Consider the following 19,808-nt stretch of genomic DNA (forward strand, 5'->3'; position numbering starts at 1 on the left):
GTATGAAAATTTTAAAAACAACTTTTGTATTAGTAATAATTGCATTTTTATCTGCTTTTACTTTAAAAGTAGATAAAGAAAGTTATAAAATAGGAGATAAAGTTGAAGACTTCAGTCTAAAAAATATTGATAATAAAACGGTTTCGTTATCAGATTATAAAAACGTTAAGGGTTTTGTAATCATCTTTACCTGTAATACTTGCCCGTATTCTGTAGCAAATGAAGATCGTATTATTGCTTTGGATAAAAAGTACAAAGAAAAAGGATTTCCTGTAATTGCAATAAATCCTAATGATCCTGTTGCTGTGCCAGATGATAGTTTTGCTAAAATGAAAGATAGAGCTAACGAAAAAGGATTTACATTTCCTTATCTATTAGATGTCGGTCAGAAAGTATACCCAAAATTCGGAGCAACAAAAACACCACATGTGTATATAGTTACTAAAAATGATATGAAGGTGAAATATATTGGTGCAATAGATAATAGCTCTAGAAACCCAGATAAGGTTACAGAAAAATATGCAGAAAATGCACTAGATGCTTTATTAAAAGGTGAAGAAGTTCAAAAGAAAGAAACAAGAGCGATTGGTTGTTCAATCAAAGTTCAATAATTTTAAAAAAAAATCCCAAACAATTCAGTTTGGGATTTTTTTTATTCTTCTATACTTATATGAAATAAGGCTTCTCCTTTATTTACTATTGGCGTTTTGTTAGTACAAAAAACGTGTCCGTTAAATGGCGCATATACTTTCTTTTTAAAATCTCCAAAAGGATCTTGAATAACGCCTAAAACATCTTTTTTCTGAACATAACTTCCGTTAGCAACTCTAACTTTAAACATTCCAGAATGTGAGGCTCGTAACCATTTTGCTTTTTTTACATAAATAGGTGTCTCTCGAACCGTTATTTCTCCTTCAATTAAACCTAAATGAATCAAAACATTTTTTGTACCATTTACACCTTCGTTAATAATTGTAGGATTTAATTCTTTCGATTTTCCGCCTTCAAACAATAAAACAGTTTTTCCCATTTTATGCAAAGTTTCTCTTAGTGATTTTATAATATTGTTAGAATAGACAATAATTGGTGGGTTAAAAACTTTAGCAAGTTCTAAACCTTTTTCATCATCTTTATTGCATCTAATTTGTGCAATATTATCGCGCTCACCACCACCTGTATGAAAATCTATAACGTAATCTACATAAGGTGCAATCTCTTTGGTAAATTGATAAGCAAATTGACTTGCTAAAGAGCCATTTAAAGTTCCTGGAAACATTCTGTTTAGATCTCTTCCATCTGGAAATTCTCTAGTTTGAATTAAATAGCCAAAAATATTAAAAACAGGTATACATATTATTGTTCCTGCTTTAGGTTTATTAATTCCTAAACTAATTATTTCTCTAATAATTCCTACACCATTTGTTTCATCACCATGAATTCCGGCTAAAAGTAAAACTACAGGCCCAGGGTTTTGTGATCTTTCGATAATTACAGGAACCTTTACAGTAGTTCTTGTATGTAATTTAGCAACTTCTAAATCTAAAACAGTGCGTTTTCCTTTAGGAATTTCTTTTCCTAAAAGTACAAAAGGTTTATTCGACATGTATTTCTAAATAACGTATAATTTCTTTGGCAATATTTTTACCGGTAGCAACTTCTATTCCTTCTAGCCCTGGAGAAGAGTTTACTTCTAAAACCAATGGCCCTTTAGAAGATTGTAGCATATCTACACCGGCAACCCCTAATCCTAATGCTTTGGTAGCTTTTAATGCAGTTTTTTCTTCTTCGTCTGTTAATTCTATAACAGTTGCATTACCACCTCTATGTAAATTAGATCTAAATTCTCCTTCTTTTCCTTGACGTTTCATGGCTCCAATAACTTTACCATCAACTACAAAAGCTCTTATATCTGCACCTCCTGCTTCTTTAATAAATTCTTGGGCAATAACTCTTGCTCCTAAACCATTAAACGCTTCTAATACAGATGTTGCAGCATTTTTAGTTTCAGCTAAAACAACTCCTAAACCTTGTGTACCTTCTAATAATTTTAAAACCAACGGTGCGCCTCCTACAGACTCTACAACATGTTCTACATCTTTGGTGTAATTTGTAAAAACTGTTTTTGGTAAACCAACACCAGCTCTAGCTAAGATTTGTAAACTACTTAACTTATCTCTAGATCTTGTTAGTGCAATTGAACTTACTGATGTAAAAACCTTCATCATCTCAAACTGTCTAATTACAGCAGTACCGTAAAATGTAACAGAGGCACCAATTCTTGGAATAATAGCATCGATATTGTCTAAATACTCACCTTTGTAGAAAATTTTAGGAGACTTTTTTTCAATTTCGATATTACACTTTAAATGATCTACCACTATCACTTCATGCTTTCTTTTTTTTGCGGCTTCAACTAATCTTTTTGTAGAGTATAAGTTTGGATTTCTAGAAAGAATTACAATTCTCATTTGGTTTTGTTTTTTGATTTATGTGATAGATTTTTTTTAGCGGTGTCTATCACAAATTTTTTGTTTAAAAATTTTCTTCCTAGTAATATAGGAAATTTCATGTCTTTTCTTTCGCTTAATGTTAAATAAATAGGAAATTTGTCATTAAACATAATTATTTCTGTATGTATCATAAAGCGAGTTTCAGAAATACCATTAGAACTTTTAACAACTTTAGACGCATAGTTTTTAAAAGTAAACTCTTTATTATTGTATAAATCGTGATCAGGGTCTAATAGTTTAAAACGAATAAAAGTTGAGTCGTCAACAGTTATTTCTTCTATATTAGAACAATGAATAGAAGAGGTATAAGCACCAGAATCTATTTTAACATCTATATCTGTTAAGGATAATTCTGGAAAATCAGCTTTATCAATTCGCCCTATTGTAATTTTCATTCGATTCTTTTAAGTGATGTAAAATTACTAATAGTTATCGATAAAAAAATATAAATATTTTACAAATTAAATATCTTGATAATTTAATATTAATATCTATTGTAATTAACTATCTTTTTACACTTAATACTTGCAGAGAAAAAGGAAATTTATAAGAAGATATAACTTTCTTTCCGTTTTGCTCTGCGGGTTTAGTTATAGGCAAACGATACATTACTTTTTCTGCTTCTTTATTTAGTCTGGGGTAATCAGAAACAGCATTAACATCAAAGACTTTACCGTCTACACCTATTTTAAAATCTATTTTAATAGTTTTCTTACCTTGTTTTAATTTAAGCTTATTAGGTAAATAGGAGTCGAATCTTTTTGCAAAGTGAATTTTAATTTTTGTTGATGCACATTTTTTAAGTGCTGCAATATTTTTAGACTTTTCGCAGCCTTTAAATACAGGAGGCGTAATTACATTAAATTGATTTAATGTTTTTATGCCTGTTTTATTATTATTAAAAAATAAAATACTTGTCGAATACCTTGAGAAACGATTTCTATCTCTTAAATCTAATTTCTCGATTGGATATTCATTAAATATTGTAATGATTTCTCTGTTTAAGTCGTATGAACGAGCATTTGTTTTAATATTAATAGGTTCGTTCTTTTTATTTAATTCAAAACTTAAAATTAAAGCATTATTTACTCTATTTAGATTAGAATTTTGAACAAATGTTTGACTTAAATTATCAGTAATAAATTGTGTAAAATCATTCACTGAGTTTGATTGAAGATCTGAATACATAAATTTTGATCTTTCCTTTTTTAAAGGAAATAACTCTAAAATATATGCTATTGGTTGATCGTTAATTTTAGCAGAAGATTCAAAATCAGGATAGTTTGCTATGATATCTGAATATAAATCTATTTTTTTATTTATTGCAAAATTTAATTTACCAGTTTCATTTATAGATAAATTAAATTTTAGATAAGGAGTATTGTTCTTGTATGAACTTATTTGTGTAGAGTCTAAATTTTGAATTATAAATTCTTTAATATTATTTTTAATGCATTTATCTATATCATCGTAATGCTTTAAATCATCACAAGGCTTGCAAACAGGTAAGGTTTCAGTTATAATTATCGAACTGCAATAAAATATATTACCATATTCAACCGTATTTCCAATTAATTGAAAAGAATATCTTTTTTTTGAATCTATTTTCTTTAACTTAAGTTTTTCAATTGGATACTCTCTGAATGCATTTACTATTGCATCGTATAAACCTTTCTTAACTTTAAAGCTTGTTGTAATGTTATAAATTTCATTTTGTTCGTTAATGTTAAAAAACAAGTTTAATGTGTAATTCTTACCTAAAGGATATTTTATGTCTTTTAATAATTTAAATGAAATTTTATTTTTAAAATAAGTAGATAAATCGTTGTGTGTACTTGGTTTTGATTTATTTAGATAATCAAAATTATTTTTTTGACTATAACTGATACTCGTAATAAGTATCATCAGAATTAAGAGTTTCTTTTTCACTTTTTTTAGTAAATATAATTCTTTTGAAAAAAATGACAAGAATTCATAATACGATATAGAAAATTATTACAATTTTGCAATGGCAGCTTCTGCACACCTTTCTCCGTCCATAGCAGCAGAAATTATCCCGCCAGCATAACCACCACCTTCACCACAAGGAAATAAACCTTCTATTTCTGTATGTTCTAGGTTTTCTTTTCTTGGAATATTTACAGGAGATGAGGTTCTAGATTCTACACCAATAATATTTGCTTCATTGGTATGATAACCATGCATTTTTTGTCCGAAAGCAGTAAAACCTTTTCGTAATCTACTTCCAATAATTTTTGGTAATAAAGAGTGTAATGGCGCAGATTTTAAACCTGGTTGATAACTACAATCGTTTAAATCTGTAGATAATTTTCCGTCTATAAAATCTCCTAATCTTTGTGCAGGTGCAGTTTGAGTTCTTCCGCCTGCATAGAAAGCAATTTTTTCTAAATCTTTTTGAAATTCTAAACCTTTTAAAGCTCCAAATTTTTCATATTTTTTAAAATCTCTATCAATATCTAATTCTACAACAATACCAGAATTGGCAAATTTGTTGTTTCTTTTACTTGGCGACATTCCGTTTACAACAACTTCTCCGTTTGCGGTTGCTGCAGGAACTATAAATCCGCCAGGACACATACAAAAAGAATACACTCCGCGATTATTAACTTGGTGCACTAAGCTGTATGCAGCAGCAGGTAAAAGCTCGTCTCTTTCACCAGAACAATGGTATTGAATCTGGTCTATTATTTCTTGCGGATGTTCTACACGAACTCCCATTGCAAAAGACTTTGCTTTTAAAGCGATTTCTTTTTTATGCAATAATTCGTAGACATCTCTAGCAGAATGACCAGTTGCTAAAATCACAGAATTTACAGGCATTTCTTGTCCGTTTTGTAATTGAATAGCTTGTAACTTGTTGTTTTTTACAATAAAATCTGTTACTCTAGTTTCAAAGTGAACTTCGCCACCAAATTTTAAAATGTTCTCGCGAATATTTTGAATTATTTTTGGTAATTTATTGGTTCCAATATGAGGATGTGCGTCAATTAAAATTTGTTCTGTAGCACCATGAAATACCAAGTTTTCGAAAATCCTTCTAACATCTCCACGTTTTAAACTTCTGGTGTATAATTTTCCATCAGAATATGTACCAGCGCCACCTTCACCAAAACAATAGTTAGAATCTTCGTTAACAAAGTGGTCTTGGTTAATTGCTTTTAAATCGCGTCTTCTTTTCTTAACATCTTTACCTCTTTCTAAAACAATTGGTTTGTAACCTAACTCGATGCATCGCAAAGCAGCGTACATTCCTGCAGGACCAAAGCCAACAATGTGTATTTCTTTTGCGTTAGAAACATCTTTGTAGTTAAATGTATAATCAGATTTTTCTGGAACAGGTTCATTTAAGTAAACTGCAACTTTGTAGTTGAATATAATGTCTTTTTTACGTGCATCTATCGATTTACGTAAAACTTTTACCGCAGTAATTTCTTTTTTATCAACGTCTAACTTTTTAGAAGCTTTATATAAAAGTATATTTTCTTTGCGTTCTTCTATTAAATTTACACGAAGCTGAATTTCTTTAACCATTTTGCAAAAGTAATTAAAATAGGTGTGATTATACTGATGAAAATAACTCAGTTTTTATAACTGAAAATAAGAGTTTTAATATAATTGATAATTAGTTAATATTGCATCTAATCATTCTATCGTTACCAAAGTAATCTTTTTTAAGCGTGATGTTTGTAAAGCCTTTTTCTTTTAGCATTAAAACAGTTTCTTTACCTAAATATTGATTGATCTCAAAAAATAAAACACCGTTTTCTAACAAATGATTTTGTGCTAAATCTGCAATTTTTTTATAAAATAATAACGGATTATCATCTTCTACAAAAAGTGCCAAATGAGGCTCGTTAGCTAAAACATTTTCTTTAATTTCTACTTTTTCTAATGCTCTAACATAAGGCGGATTCGAAACAATAATATCAAACTGTTGTGGCAAACTAGCTGTTTCTAGAATATTTTGTTCAATAAAATTAATATTTACTTTATTTAGAATCGCATTTTGTTTTGCTACTTTTAAAGCTTCTGCAGAAACATCAATTGCAAAAATATTTGTATTTTTTTGTTCTTTCGCTATTGATATAGGAATGCAACCAGAACCTGTACCAATGTCTAATATTGATACTTTATCGGTTGGTGTTTTTTTTGCCTCTTCTAAAACCCAGCTTACTAATTCTTCTGTTTCTGGTCTCGGAATTAAGGTGTTTTTATCAACCAAAAAAGGATAACCATAAAACTCGGTATTTCCTAAAATGTATTGAATAGGTTCTTGTTTTTGAAGTCTTGTAATGATGTGTTTTAATTCGATTACAACTTTATCTTCAATAAAATAATTTGGGTTAATTACAGTATCAATCCTTTTTAAATTTAATTTTTCTTCTATCAAAATAAAAAAGAACGATTCGATTTCCGTTTGTGGATATGTTTTAGAAAGAACTTCTGTAAATAAAGTCTTAAATTCTTTTAATGTCATGAGATAATTATAATAAAGGACTAAAAAATCTGCACAAACGCTCTAAAGTTTTCTGTTTGTTAGATCTATTTAAAAATTCTTCTAAGTTAATTTTGGTAGCTTTACTTTTTCTTTTATTAAACTCTTCTCTAATTTCAGAAGTTGCTTTTTCATCAAAAATAATGGCATTTAATTCGTAGTTGTGTTCAAAGCTTCTACAGTCAAAATTTGTAGAACCTATCGACGCTATTTCATCATCAATAAAAATTACTTTAGAATGTGCAAAATCATCTCTAACATAAATTTCTATACCAGCTTTTAATAAATCTTCAAAATAAGAATACATGCTGTAAGTTGCTACTCTAGAATCTCCTTTTTTTGGTAGAACAAGCATTACTTTAATTCCGCTTAAAGCTGCAATTTTAAAAGCTTCTAAAATAGAAAAAGTAGGTATAAAATAAGGGTTCATAACACATATACTTTTTTCTGCTAAGTTTATAAAACTTAAGTATTGTTGCATTACAACAGATTGGTCATAATCTGGCCCACTAGAAACAATTTGAATTTTAGAGTTTGTGGTGGCTTTATGTTTCTTGGTATATTTATCGTTTTTACTTAAATCTTTTTCTGTTGCATAATAGTAATCTCTTAAAAATGTTTTGTGCAAATTATATACCGCATCACCTTCTAGTTTTATGTGAGCATCTTGCCAAATACCTAAAAAATCGTCATCATTAATATATTCATCAGTAATATTAACGCCTCCTGTAAAACCAATTTTATTATCAATTACACAAATTTTTCTATGATTTCTAAAGTTTAAAGTAAAAATAAAGTTACCGTACCTTAAAGGCATTTCCGGATGAATTTCGATACCAACTTCTTTTAGTTCTTTTTTAATTTTACTTTTTAAATTGAAACTTCCTATTGCGTCGTATAAAATTTTTACTTCTACATTTTCTTTTCTCTTTTCTTTTAAAAGGGCTATTAATTCTGATAAAATTTTACCTTCTTCAATAATATAATATTGTAAGTGTATAAATTCTTTAGCATTTTTAATGGCTTCGAAAATAGATTCGAATGTTTCCTTACCATTTTTTAAAATAGTTAAATCGTTATTAACATCTAGAGGAATACCAGTGTTGTTGTATATTAAATCTGATATTTTTTTAGATTTATTGTTCTTAAGTTCTTCTGTATTTTTGTTCTCTTGATTATCAAAAGTACTTTTTATATAGTTTTTTCTTTTTTTAGTTTCTTTAAGTTCAAAGAACTTGATTTTTCTTCTATTGATACCAAATAATAGAAATGCAAAAACGCCTAAAAAAGGAAAGAAAAAACAAATAAGAATCCAGCTTAAAGATTTTGAAGGTTTTACACCAAAATATAAGATGTTGTAAAAAGCCCAACCAAAAAGTAGCAGATGAACGGCAGCAAGTATATAGTATATCAAAATTAGTTAATCTTTTTAAGCATCCAAACATTACAAGAATAATGGCCGGTATTACCCATTGGTTTTTCTAAATTTACAAAACCATTTTTTGCGTACAGTTTTCTGGCAGCTTCCATGTATGGCATCGTTTCTAAATAACAATTATTAAAACCAAATTCTTTTGCCTTTTCTAAGCATTTTGTAATTAATTTGGTTCCAATTCCTTTACCTCTAGCAATTGGTAAAAAGTACATTTTTTGTAGTTCGCAAATATTTTCTTCGCAATTATCTAGTTTTGCAATTCCAGCACCACCAACTATAACATTGTTATGTTCTACCACAAAGTACGCAACTTTTTCTTTTTGATAATTTTCGAACATGCTGTCAGTAGCTTTATCCTCGTAAGCAGTGCCAATTTTTGGCGCACCCATTTCTAGAATTACACTTCTAATTACCTTAGAAAGTTGTTTGTTATCTTTAGGTTGAATTTCTCTTATTATAAAATCTGCACTTGTCATTTAATACTGTATTTTTGCAAGAGCAAGTTACCTAAAAAAATAATCTTATTAGATGAAAAACATACTATATTTTTTGCTGTTCTTTTTATTGGTTTTTGGCTGTTCTGTTCAAAAAGAACCTGTTTTTATTAAGGTTGATAATGTAAAAGTAGTCAGTTTTGCTTCAGATACTATAAAGTTAAAAGCAACGGCTTTTTTTGAAAACCCAAATGATGTTGGCGGAAAAATTTCTACAGATGATTTGGCTGTTTTTGTAAACGATACAGAAGTTGCTCAAATATTTTCTGAAGATTTTAAAGTGCCTGCAAGAGATAATTTTTCGATACCTTTAATTGCACATATTCCTACCAAAAACTTTTTAAATTCTAATAAAAACGGAATGTTAGAGGGATTGATTAATTCGTTTATATCTCAAAAAATAAATGTTAGAATCAAAGGAAATTTAGAATATGTAGTTTTTGGTTTTAAAAGAGATTTTTTAGTAGACAAAAGAGAAGAGATTAAAATTAAATTTTAAGTTATTAATAAAGAAATTTACATAAAACGTTGCTTGCAAATTGCAGAAAACGGAGTTGGTACAACAAGACCAAATCCGTCTGTTGGCGCAGTAATTGTTTACAATAATAAAATTATTGCAGAAGGTTTTACTTCTCCGTTTGGCGGTAGTCATGCAGAAGTAAACGCCATAAATGCGGTAAAAGATAAATCAATCTTAAAAGAGGCCACAATTTACGTAACGTTAGAGCCTTGTAGTCATTTTGGAAAAACGCCACCGTGTGCAGATTTAATTATTAAACATCAGTTTAAACAAGTTGTAATTGGTTGTTTAGATTCTAATACATTGGTAGCTGGTAAAGGTGTTAAACGTTTAAGAGAAGCAAGTATTAATGTGGTTGTTGGTGTTTTAGAAGATGAATGTAGAGCCCAACACAAGCGATTTTTGAGTGTTCAAGAAAAGTTTAGACCTTATATAATTTTAAAATGGGCAGAAACTAAAGATGGTTTTATTGCACCAGAAAGTAAAAAAGAAAAGAAACCTGTCTTTATTTCTAATTCATATTCACAACAATTGGTGCATAAATTAAGAAGTAAAGAACACGCAATTTTAGTTGGAACAAATACAGCTTTAGTAGATAACCCGAAGTTAAATTTAAGAAGTTGGTCTGGGCAAAATCCAATAAGACTAGTTTTAGATCGAACACTAAAAATTGAGCAAAGTGCAAATCTTTTTGACGAAACTGTAAAAACGATTGTTTTAACAGAAAATAATACAGAAAAACTTAATTCTGAAAATTTAATATTCGAAAAAATTAATTTTGATGCTAATTTAGCAGCAACTATTTGTAATGTGCTTACCAAGCATAAAATACAATCTTTAATTGTAGAAGGAGGTACACAAACTTTACAAACATTTATTGATGAGGATTTATGGGACGAAGCCTTAGTATTTATTGGGAATTCTTCGTTTAAAAAAGGTGTTGTTGCACCAAAGATTACTAAAAATTACAAAGAACATCCTATTAAAGAAGATGTTTTAAAAATTTATAAAAATGATTAAAAATATAATTTTCGATTTTGGTGATATTTTTATCAACCTTGATAAAGAAGGAACTTATAAAGCGATGGCAAAACTTGGTGTCACAGAAATTTCTAACGAAATGGTAGAAATTTATCATCAATATGAAAAAGGTTTGATTTCTTCGGATGAATTTATAGACTTTTACAAAAATAGATTTCCAGCTATCGACAGAAAAGATCTAGTGGATGCTTGGAATGCTGTTTTGTTAGATTTCCCTGAAAGGAGACTAAAATTTTTACAAGAATTGAGTAATTCTAAAAAATACAATCTTTTCTTATTAAGCAATACCAATGATTTGCATATTTCTTGGATTCAAGAAAATTGGGGAATGGATTTGTACTCGAAATTTAAAAATTGCTTTTCTAAATTTTACTTATCTCATGAAATTAATTTTAGAAAACCAGACTTAGATATTTATCAGTTTGTGCTTAAAGAAAACAATTTGGTAGCTGAAGAAACGCTATTTGTAGATGATTTAAAAGTAAATACAGATGCTGCCAAAACTTTAGGAATTAATGTTTGGAACTTAATTCCCGGTGAAGAAGATGTGGTAGAATTGTTCACTAAAAAACATATTTAATTTGATTTTTTTATTGTTAAGTATCTTGTTTTCTACAGGATTGTTTGTGATTTTTAAATACTTTGGTGTTTATAAAGTTGATGTATTAAAAGCAATATTTGTAAATTATATTGTGGCTTTTTCTATGGGTTTTCTACTAGCAGAAAGACAAATACCTGTTTCAGAAATTTATTTACAACCTTGGTTTCCTGGTGCTTTAGTTCTAGGAGCTTTATTTATTTCTATCTTTTTTGTGATGGCAATGACAGCGCAAAAAAACGGAGTATCTGTGACTTCTATCGCTGGTAAAATGTCTGTGGTTGTTCCGGTTTTATTTGGTATATTTTTATACAACGAATCTGTAACTGTTTTAAAAGTTTTAGGTATTGTTATTGCTCTTATTGCTGTTTATTTATCGTCTGTAAAAGAAGAAAAAAGTGAAAACTCTGGTACTTTATTATTTCCAATTCTGTTATTTATTGGTTCTGGTGCTATCGATACTTTAATAAAACACGTACAAGTAAATCATGTTGCAGATCAAGACGTTTCTATTTTTTCTGGAAGCTTATTTGGTATTGCAGCAATATTTGGTGGCTTAATTTTAATAATCAAAGCAATTAAAAAAAGAAGTTCTTTTGGATTGAAAAATATAATTGCAGGTGTTGTTTTAGGAGTTCCAAATTATTTTTCTATTGTATTTTTAATTAAAGCTCTACAAAATAAAAACTTCGAAAGTTCTACGTTGTTTACGGTTAATAATGTAGCTATTGTAATTGTATCTACCTTAGTTGGCTTGTTGCTTTTTAAAGAGAAATTTAGTTTAAAGAACAAGATTGGTGTGGCTTTGGCTATTTTAGGAATTGTTTTGGTAACTATTGCGTAGATGAAAGAAGATACTTACAAAACAATTGAAAAACCATCCGAAGAGACCTTGTTTAAAGAAAAAGGAAGTAAATTTTTTGGTTATACTTTTCCTGTTACTACAGAAGAAGATGTAAAAGATAGGTTAGAAGAACTTCGAAAAAAGCATCATACTGCAAGACATTTTTGTTATGCTTACCAATTAGGAATTGAGAAAATTAAATTTAGAGCTAATGATGATGGAGAACCCAATAATTCTGCAGGAATGCCAATTTATGGGCAAATACAGTCTTTTGAAGTTACCAATGTTTTAGTAGTTTCTGTCCGTTATTTTGGTGGTACAAAACTAGGAGTTGGAGGTTTGATTTCTGCTTACAAAACATCAGCACAAATGGCACTTGTTGCTTCTGATATTTTAGAAAAAACCATCAATATTTTTTATAAACTTACATTTAATTACGATTTAATGAATGCCGTACAAAGAGTTATTAAAGAAAAAAATATCGAAATTGTACATCAAAAATTAGAAATGAACTGTGAATACACAATTTCGGTTCGTAAAAATGATGCAGAAAAGATCTATTCTATTTTTGATAATTTGTACAAAGTTTCAATTAAAAAGTTAGATTAATAACTAAAAACCTAAGCTTTCTAATAAGTATTTTGGGCATCTAGTAGGTTTCATATTTGCAGCGTTAATAAAAGCTAATACTGTGTTTCCTGTACAAATTAATTCATTATTTTGATTTTTGATTTCATAATCAAACTCTATTTTAACCAAAGGCTCTTTTTTTAAAAAAGTGTGTATTGTTAAAACATCATCATAAAGTGCAGATTTAATAAAATTACAGTTTAAAGAAATAACTGGTAGTATTATACCATTAGTTTCCATATCTTTGTAAGTAACGCCTAAAGAGCGAAGCCATTCTGTTCTACCAAGTTCAAAAAATTGCGCGTAATTACCGTGATATACTACACCCATTTGGTCTGTTTCAGAATATCTAATTCTTGTTTTTGTTGATGATTTTTTCAATTGTTATAGATAGAATTTATTTGAGCATTTTACGTAAAAAAAAGTTAATAATCAATAGCAAATTGATTTTTTTATACTGAATTTTATTCACACTTTTGTACAACCTAAGAAAGCAGGCAAGTTCTCTTTTTTCGCCCAAAAATTAATAATCAAAATAGTACCAAAAATAATAAATGACTTTAACTGCTGACTCAGTTTGGAATGAATGCTTGTCTTTTATAAAGGACAATATCAAACCACAAGCATACAAAACATGGTTTGAACCTATTAAGCCCGTAAAACTTTCAGGAGAAGCTTTAACTATACAAGTGCCAAGTAAGTTTTTCTATGAATGGTTAGAAGAACATTACATAAAACTTTTAAGAGTAGCATTGGTAAGGCAATTAGGTAGTGATGCCAAATTGATTTACGATGTAAAAATGGAAAACAATTACAGTAGTAATAGACCGCAAATTGTTAAAATTCCTAGTTCTAACAGAGACCCTTTAAAACCACAGAAAGTTACTGTGCCTTTAGAGTCTAATAAGAGAGAATTAAGAAATCCGTTTGTAATTCCTGGTTTACAGAAAGTTAAAGTAGAGTCGCAATTAAATCCAAATTATAATTTTTTAAATTTTGTAGAAGGAGATTCTAACAGATTGGCAAGGTCTGCTGGTATGGCAGTTGCAAATAAGCCTGGTGGCACTTCTTTTAATCCGTTGTTAATTTACGGAGGAGTAGGGTTAGGTAAAACGCATTTAGCACACGCTATTGGTGTTGATATTAAAGATAAATATCCAGATAAAACTGTTTTGTATATTTCTTCGGAAAAATTTACACAGCAATTTATAGATTCTGTAAAATCTAATACTAGAAATGATTTTATTCATTTCTATCAAATGATAGATGTATTAATTATTGATGATGTACAATTTTTGTCTGGTAAAGCAGGTACACAAGATGTATTCTTCCATATATTTAATCATTTACATCAAAATGGTAAGCAAGTAATTTTAACTTCAGATAAAGCGCCTGTAGATATGCAAGACATAGAGCAACGTTTGTTATCTAGATTTAAATGGGGATTATCTGCAGAATTACAAGCACCAGATTACGAAACTAGAATTTCTATTTTAGACAATAAGTTGTTTAGAGATGGTGTAGAAATGCCAGAAGAAATTGTAGAGTATATCGCAAAAAATATCAAATCTAATGTAAGAGAATTAGAAGGTGTAATTATTTCTATGATTGCTCAAGCTTCTTTCAACAGAAAAGAATTCTCTTTAGAATTGGCAAAACAAATTGTAGATAAATTTGTTAAGAATACAAAGAAAGAAGTTTCTATAGATTACATTCAAAAAGAAGTTTCTAAGTATTTTGATATGGATGTAGCTACATTGCAATCTAAAACTAGAAAACGTCATATTGTACAAGCTCGTCAATTGGCAATGTATTTTGCTAAAAGATTAACAAAAACTTCTTTGGCAAGTATTGGTAATCAAATAGGGCAAAGAGATCATGCAACAGTTTTACACGCTTGTAAAACGGTAGATAATTTAACCGAAACAGATAAGCAATTCAAAAAATATGTAGAAGATTTAACTAAAAAGTTAACTTTCTAAGTTTTTTGAAAAAACACAAATAAATTTTGATGAAAAAAATACTAATGGTTTGCTTAGGAAATATTTGTAGATCTCCTTTAGCAGAAGGTATTTTAAAATCGAAAGTAGATTCTAAAAAAGTTTTTGTAGATTCTGCAGGTACAGCAGCTTATCATGTAGGTAATTTGCCAGATGAACGCTCTATAGCCGTTGCAAAGAAATACAACATCGATATCACAAACCAATCTGCAAGAAAATTTACAGTTTCAGATTTTGATTCTTTTGATATTATTTATGCAATGGATAGCAGTAACTTAAATAATATTCTTGCATTAAGTAGAAATGATGCTGATGCAAAAAAAGTAAGATTAATTTTAAATGAATCTGAACCTTCAAAGAATCTTTCTGTTCCAGATCCATATTATGGCGGGGATTCTGGTTTCGAAAACGTTTATAATATGCTAGATAAAGCATGTACTGTTATTGCTAAATCTTTATAATATTTAACTTAAAATATACAAGTTTCTAAAAATATATAATTATGATTGGTAAACTCTATTTAATACCGACAACTCTTGGAGATACTGAACCATTAGAGGTTATGCCTTTATCTGTAAAAAAAGTAGTAGAAGAAATTGATTATTATATTGTAGAAAACGAAAAAACAGCTCGAAGATTTATTAAGAAAATTTCGCCTAAAAAATCGCAACCTTCTTTGCAATTGATGTCTTTAGATAAGTATGCAGACGAAATGGAAACAAGAAAGTATTTAGATGTTTGTAGTGAAGGAATAAATGTTGGTTTACTTTCAGAAGCTGGTGTTCCTGCAGTGGCAGATCCAGGAGCAACTATTGTAAAAATGGCGCACGAAAAAAATATTAAAGTAGTACCATTGGTGGGCCCAAGTTCTATTTTAATGGCAATGATGAGTTCTGGAATGAACGGTCAAAATTTTGCATTTAATGGGTATTTGCCAATAGATAAAGGAGACAGAAAAAGAGCTTTAAAAGATTTAGAAAAGTTATCTAAAGATAAGAATCAATCTCAAATTTTTATTGAAACTCCGTATAGAAATGAAAAAATGTTTGCAGATTTAAAGGCTATATTAGCACCAACAACTAATTTATGTATTGCTGCAGATATTACATTACCATCAGAATATATTAAAACATTGTCAATTAAAGATTGGAAATTTCAAACACCAGACTTACACAAAAAACCTGCTATCTTTATAATTCACAAATAAGGAATATTAAACTCTAGCGTTCTTATCTGCTTTAATAATAGACACATTGTAGCCAGAAAACCTTTTTAAGTAAGACTGAATTGAAGCGCCATAAGCATCAGAAAACCTTATTGAACCATTACTTCGTAAAAACTTTTTTACATTTCCAGCTCCACTTAAATGTGCCGCAGCCAAAATACCAGATTCAGTAATTTTAATTCCGTTAATTGTTTTTCCTACAGATCTTTTAATATCCTTTCTAAGAATCCATTTATTAACCTTACATAAAGCAACAAATGCTTTTTCTTGTAATTCTGGATTGTTTAAAAATTCTTGGATATTGTAAATTCTAAATCTTTGTAAAGTAGTTCTACCAAATTGATATTTACCTAAATAACCTAATGTATTTACTGTAGCGTATTTTCCTTGAGATTCTTTAAACGCAACTGCTTCTTTAAATGCAACAAAATCTTTTTTAAGATAAAAAATGTCACTATTAAAATGCCTAGGAAAAGTTACCTTATAATTATAGGTAATTTCCTTTAATTTAGTTTTTTTCTTATCAATTGGTGTTGCATTGATAAAAAGAGCTACTATGCTGATTAAAAGTATTTTATTTTTGATAAAATAGGTATCTTTCTGTTTTGCGGGTGCAAAATTACAATATAATATTAAACTAATTGATATACAGTGTGTTAAATCTTGTTAAAAATACAGATAATGGAATTTAATTTTACCTTTGGTATTTATTTCTAATGAAGGTGCTGGTATCTTTATGAAATTCACAACAGAAAATACAGATTTCAAAAATTTTGATTTTGTGGAAATTTTCGTCAAATCTACATCTAAACTTAAATAAAATTGTCTGTAAGGATCCTGCGGAATTGCATTGGTTGGTTTCGTTTGTCCATACAACATTCCTTCTGCACCATAACCTAATGCAACATTTAACCATTTAGGAAAATTACTTTCTTTGTTAAAAGACCAAATATTTGCAGAAAGCCAATAGGTTTGTCCGTTATAATCTTTTAGAGATTCTTGTATATAATTTTCACCTAGTGTATTAGGCCTTTGATTGGCAAATTTTGTTTGATGAAAAGAATATTTAACTGTAATTCTTTGTTCTTGCCATAATAGTTCTTGTCCCACTAATATTCCTGTTCCGGCTGCATTAGCCAAAACATCACCTATAGATGCTCCCCATTGTTTAGAAAATCCATCTAAAATTTCTACTGCTGTTAAAAAAGAAAAACCTAATGTGGCTCCGTAAATTAATTGATTTGTTTTAGAAACACCAGACCAATCTAAAACTTCCATACCAACTTTACCTATATAATAAGAGGTCATTAAATGGCCTGCTTTATCCATTTGTTTCCAATCGTTATTATCATTTTTAAATTGAAAACTAGTTCTAGGATAATCTTTATACCAAAGTTCATTTAAAGCAAACAATGTTCCTGCAGCCAAAACGCTTTCACTAATTATAACAGCATTTCTTCTTTTAAAATTTAAAGAATCAGATTTTTTTAAAAAACTATTGGTTTGTGCGTTAAAAGTTGTTGCTGATAAAATTAAGAATTTTATTAACACTTTGGTTTTTAAAATCATAGTAACTATTATATTGAAACTATCTATTAATTTTTTGCTTATTTAACCATTGATGATATTTAGCAGCATTACGATTGTGTTGAGATAATGTTCTAGCAAAAGCATGATAGCCTAATTTATCTACATTAACACACATATAGTAATAGTTGTGTTCTTGGGCATTTAAAACTCCATCAATTGCAGAAATATCTGGCATTGCAATTAAAGTAGGAGGTAAGCCTTTATTTAAATAGGTGTTATATGGCGAGTTAATTTTTAAATCTACAGTTAAAACTCTTTTAACAACATAATCTTGTCCTTTTACTTCTTTTACACAATATATAATTGTAGGGTCCGCTTGTAAAGGCATTCCTTTTCTTAATCGATTTAAATACAAACCTGCAACAATTGGTCTTTCGCTTTTTTGAGCTGTTTCTTTTTGAACAATAGATGCTAGAGTAATTACTTCGCTTTTGGTTAGATTTAGTTTGGCTGCTTTTGCTTCTCTATTTTTAGTCCAGAAACGCTTGTATGCAACCAACATTTTACTTCTAAATTTTTCAGGACTAACTGTCCAATAAAATTCATAAGTATTTGGTATAAAAATTTGAAGTACAGATTTTTCGTTTAAATTATTTTCTTTTAAAAAAGTTTCGTCTTTAAAGGCTGTTAGAAGAGAAATAGAATCTGTTTCTATTTGTTCTGCAATTCTACCAGCAAATTTCTCTAAAGTATCTTGGTTATTGAAAGAAAGTTTAAATGGTGTTTGTCTACCACTTCGTAACATATTTACAAGGTCGTTATTAGACATTCCTTCTTTTAGAACATATCTTCCTGGTTTTGGTGTTGCAAAACTCTTTTTGGCAGCTACCCATAAAAATGTTTCCGGACTTTTAGAAACAGTTTCCAATTCTTTTTTTATATCTAACAAGCTATTATCAGAATGTATAAATAAAATGTAATCTTTTGTAATAGCAGTTCCAAAAATTTTTTGATAATAATTATAACCAAATAAAGAACCAACTATAAATAGCGCTAATAAAATGTATAGTATTTTTTTCAATTAAATATGTTTTAGTGGGCAAAGTTACTGTTTTATCAATTGAAATGAAATTTCATCAATAAATTTCCCATTGCATAAAATCCAATCTTTTTTTCGTCCCATTTCTTTAAAATTCATTTTAGTAAAAAGATTAAGACTGTTGGTGTTTTTAGAAGTTATATTCGCATAAAGTTGATGTAAATTAAGATGGGTAAATGCATAATTTATCAAAATAGCTAAACTTTCTTGAGCAAAACCTTTTTGTTGATATTCTGGATGGATGACTATACCAACTCCAGCTCTTTTATGTAACGGATTATAATCGAATAAATCAATAGCGCCAATTTGTAAGTTGCTTGAAGCTTCTACAATTACTAAACGAAGTTGTTTTGCCTCGTAAATATCTAAATGTGCGTTTTCTAAGTATTGTTTTAGAATGAATTTGGAGAACGGAGTTTGAGTGTGACTAACTTCCCAAAAAGATTCATTATTTTCTATATCATATAAAAAATTTAAATCTTCTGGTTCTAAAGCTCTTAAATAAAGAGTATTTCCTTTTAAAGTTTCCATTAAATTTCAATTTCTCCTTTAAACACAAAAGTTGCCGGACCCTTTAGATAAACATCTGTATAAACTCCATTGTTTTCATTAAAAGAAACTTCTAAATTACCACCTTCTACAGGTAAATAAATATGATTCTTGGTAGTTTTTTTAATTTTATGCATTGCAATCGCAACAGCAGTTACACCGGTTCCGCATGCTAAAGTTTCATTTTCAACTCCTTTTTCATATGTTCTAACTCTAAAAGTTGCATCATCAATCATTTCTGCAAAATTGACATTACTACCAGGATCCTTATAAGAGTGTCTGATTTTTTTTCCGTTTTCAAAAACAGGATAATCATTTAAGCTATCAACTAATTCAACATGATGTTGTGTTCCTGTGTATGTAAAAACAGCATTTTCTTTAACTTCTATTGTATCTACATCAATCATTTTTATTGAAATAATGTCATTTTTTATTTCAGCAAAATGAGGTCCATCAACAGCTACAAAATTCGTTTTATTATCAATAATATGTAACTGTTTAGCAAAGGCAACAGCACATCTACCGCCGTTACCGCAAAATGTTTCGCTACCATCGGCATTGTAATAAATCATTCTAAAATCAGAATTCGCATCCTCTTCAATAAGAATAACGCCATCTGCACCGATGCCAAAATTTCTATCGCATAAATGTGAAATTATGTCAGTATTTTGTTTTGGAAAGGTTTTTGTTCTGTTATCTATCATCACAAAATCATTTCCGGTGCCTTGGTATTTATAAAAAGTTAAATTCATTTTGCAAATATAGGAATTTAGGTACTAAATAAGGGATGTTAAAAAGTGGTTAAAGTCAGTTAAAA

The 19,808-nt window shown here is 29.0% G+C and carries 23 protein-coding genes; 9 read left to right on the forward strand and 14 right to left on the reverse strand.

Annotation, left to right across the window (positions count from 1 at the left end; genetic code table 11):
* Positions 1-2: 2 nt before the first annotated feature.
* Positions 3-611: a thioredoxin family protein gene (locus ACYPV9_RS08560; RefSeq protein ID WP_459743012.1), complete on the forward strand. Its 609-nt coding sequence runs from the start codon at positions 3-5 to the stop codon at positions 609-611.
* Between the two features lie 41 nt (positions 612-652).
* Here ACYPV9_RS08560 and ACYPV9_RS08565 read toward each other — a convergent pair whose 3' ends face one another.
* From ACYPV9_RS08565 to ACYPV9_RS08600, 8 genes are all read right to left on the reverse strand, one after another.
* Entirely contained in the window at positions 653-1,603 is a 951-nt protein-coding gene (locus tag ACYPV9_RS08565; protein ID WP_459743014.1) for a succinylglutamate desuccinylase/aspartoacylase family protein, read from the reverse strand.
* Positions 1,593-2,468, reverse strand: coding sequence for a 30S ribosomal protein S6--L-glutamate ligase (gene rimK, locus ACYPV9_RS08570; protein WP_459743016.1), 876 nt, complete (start codon positions 2,466-2,468; stop codon positions 1,593-1,595). Before rimK ends, ACYPV9_RS08565 begins: the two co-directional genes overlap by 11 nt.
* A complete protein-coding gene (locus ACYPV9_RS08575; protein WP_459743018.1) occupies positions 2,465-2,905 on the reverse strand; it encodes an ATP-dependent zinc protease family protein in 441 nt (146 codons plus the stop codon). Before ACYPV9_RS08575 ends, rimK begins: the two co-directional genes overlap by 4 nt.
* A gap of 109 nt (positions 2,906-3,014) precedes the next feature.
* Positions 3,015-4,415, reverse strand: a complete 1,401-nt coding sequence (locus tag ACYPV9_RS08580) for an energy transducer TonB (RefSeq protein ID WP_459743020.1) — start codon at positions 4,413-4,415, stop codon at positions 3,015-3,017.
* Between the two features lie 90 nt (positions 4,416-4,505).
* Entirely contained in the window at positions 4,506-6,062 is a 1,557-nt protein-coding gene (locus ACYPV9_RS08585; protein WP_459743022.1) for an NAD(P)/FAD-dependent oxidoreductase, read from the reverse strand.
* Positions 6,063-6,153: 91 nt separating this feature from the next.
* The gene (gene prmC / locus ACYPV9_RS08590) at positions 6,154-7,008 is read right to left on the reverse strand and encodes a peptide chain release factor N(5)-glutamine methyltransferase (RefSeq protein WP_459743024.1); all 855 of its coding nucleotides are present in this window, start codon (positions 7,006-7,008) and stop codon (positions 6,154-6,156) included.
* A 7-nt stretch (positions 7,009-7,015) separates the two neighbouring features.
* Complete coding sequence (cls, locus tag ACYPV9_RS08595; protein ID WP_459743026.1) at positions 7,016-8,440, reverse strand: cardiolipin synthase; 1,425 nt, start codon at positions 8,438-8,440, stop codon at positions 7,016-7,018.
* Positions 8,441-8,442: 2 nt separating this feature from the next.
* Positions 8,443-8,937, reverse strand: a complete 495-nt coding sequence (locus tag ACYPV9_RS08600) for a GNAT family N-acetyltransferase (protein WP_459743028.1) — start codon at positions 8,935-8,937, stop codon at positions 8,443-8,445.
* 52 nt (positions 8,938-8,989) lie between these two features.
* On the opposite strand from ACYPV9_RS08600, the gene ACYPV9_RS08605 reads away from it, so the two are divergent.
* From ACYPV9_RS08605 to ACYPV9_RS08625, 5 genes are read left to right on the forward strand one after another with little or no spacing between them, the layout of a single operon-like run.
* Entirely contained in the window at positions 8,990-9,454 is a 465-nt protein-coding gene (locus tag ACYPV9_RS08605; protein ID WP_459743030.1) for a hypothetical protein, read from the forward strand.
* A 3-nt stretch (positions 9,455-9,457) separates the two neighbouring features.
* Entirely contained in the window at positions 9,458-10,495 is a 1,038-nt protein-coding gene (ribD, locus tag ACYPV9_RS08610; RefSeq protein ID WP_459743060.1) for a bifunctional diaminohydroxyphosphoribosylaminopyrimidine deaminase/5-amino-6-(5-phosphoribosylamino)uracil reductase RibD, read from the forward strand.
* Positions 10,488-11,096 carry an HAD family hydrolase gene (locus ACYPV9_RS08615; protein WP_299065036.1) on the forward strand — a complete coding sequence of 203 codons (609 nt, stop codon included), beginning with the start codon at positions 10,488-10,490 and terminating at the stop codon, positions 11,094-11,096. Before ribD ends, ACYPV9_RS08615 begins: the two co-directional genes overlap by 8 nt.
* Position 11,097: 1 nt before the next feature.
* Positions 11,098-11,958: an EamA family transporter gene (locus ACYPV9_RS08620; RefSeq protein ID WP_459743032.1), complete on the forward strand. Its 861-nt coding sequence runs from the start codon at positions 11,098-11,100 to the stop codon at positions 11,956-11,958.
* Complete coding sequence (locus tag ACYPV9_RS08625; RefSeq protein WP_459743034.1) at positions 11,959-12,567, forward strand: IMPACT family protein; 609 nt, start codon at positions 11,959-11,961, stop codon at positions 12,565-12,567.
* A gap of 3 nt (positions 12,568-12,570) precedes the next feature.
* Here ACYPV9_RS08625 and ACYPV9_RS08630 read toward each other — a convergent pair whose 3' ends face one another.
* Positions 12,571-12,969: an acyl-CoA thioesterase gene (locus tag ACYPV9_RS08630; RefSeq protein WP_299065042.1), complete on the reverse strand. Its 399-nt coding sequence runs from the start codon at positions 12,967-12,969 to the stop codon at positions 12,571-12,573.
* Between the two features lie 173 nt (positions 12,970-13,142).
* On the opposite strand from ACYPV9_RS08630, the gene dnaA reads away from it, so the two are divergent.
* The 3 genes from dnaA to ACYPV9_RS08645 are packed head-to-tail and all read left to right on the forward strand — an operon-like array spanning position 13,143 to position 15,795.
* Complete coding sequence (gene dnaA, locus ACYPV9_RS08635) at positions 13,143-14,570, forward strand: chromosomal replication initiator protein DnaA (protein WP_459743037.1); 1,428 nt, start codon at positions 13,143-13,145, stop codon at positions 14,568-14,570.
* A gap of 29 nt (positions 14,571-14,599) precedes the next feature.
* A complete protein-coding gene (locus ACYPV9_RS08640) occupies positions 14,600-15,049 on the forward strand; it encodes a low molecular weight protein-tyrosine-phosphatase (protein WP_299065046.1) in 450 nt (149 codons plus the stop codon).
* A gap of 41 nt (positions 15,050-15,090) precedes the next feature.
* Entirely contained in the window at positions 15,091-15,795 is a 705-nt protein-coding gene (locus ACYPV9_RS08645) for an SAM-dependent methyltransferase (RefSeq protein ID WP_299065048.1), read from the forward strand.
* 6 nt (positions 15,796-15,801) lie between these two features.
* Here the strand turns inward: ACYPV9_RS08645 and ACYPV9_RS08650 are convergent, their stop codons facing one another.
* The 5 genes from ACYPV9_RS08650 to dapF form a co-directional block, all read right to left on the reverse strand.
* A complete protein-coding gene (locus tag ACYPV9_RS08650) occupies positions 15,802-15,969 on the reverse strand; it encodes a hypothetical protein (RefSeq protein WP_459743040.1) in 168 nt (55 codons plus the stop codon).
* 510 nt (positions 15,970-16,479) lie between these two features.
* A complete protein-coding gene (locus tag ACYPV9_RS08655; protein ID WP_459743041.1) occupies positions 16,480-17,382 on the reverse strand; it encodes a DUF2279 domain-containing protein in 903 nt (300 codons plus the stop codon).
* A 19-nt stretch (positions 17,383-17,401) separates the two neighbouring features.
* Positions 17,402-18,424: an endolytic transglycosylase MltG gene (gene mltG / locus ACYPV9_RS08660; protein WP_459743042.1), complete on the reverse strand. Its 1,023-nt coding sequence runs from the start codon at positions 18,422-18,424 to the stop codon at positions 17,402-17,404.
* 24 nt (positions 18,425-18,448) lie between these two features.
* Positions 18,449-18,973, reverse strand: a complete 525-nt coding sequence (locus ACYPV9_RS08665; RefSeq protein WP_299065054.1) for a GNAT family N-acetyltransferase — start codon at positions 18,971-18,973, stop codon at positions 18,449-18,451.
* Positions 18,973-19,743 (reverse strand): diaminopimelate epimerase, encoded by a 771-nt coding sequence (gene dapF / locus ACYPV9_RS08670; RefSeq protein ID WP_459743045.1) that lies wholly within the window; start codon positions 19,741-19,743, stop codon positions 18,973-18,975. The genes ACYPV9_RS08665 and dapF overlap by 1 nt, the downstream gene beginning before the upstream one ends.
* Positions 19,744-19,808: the final 65 nt, after the last annotated feature.

Source organism: Polaribacter sp. OB-PA-B3 (genome assembly GCF_054589375.1).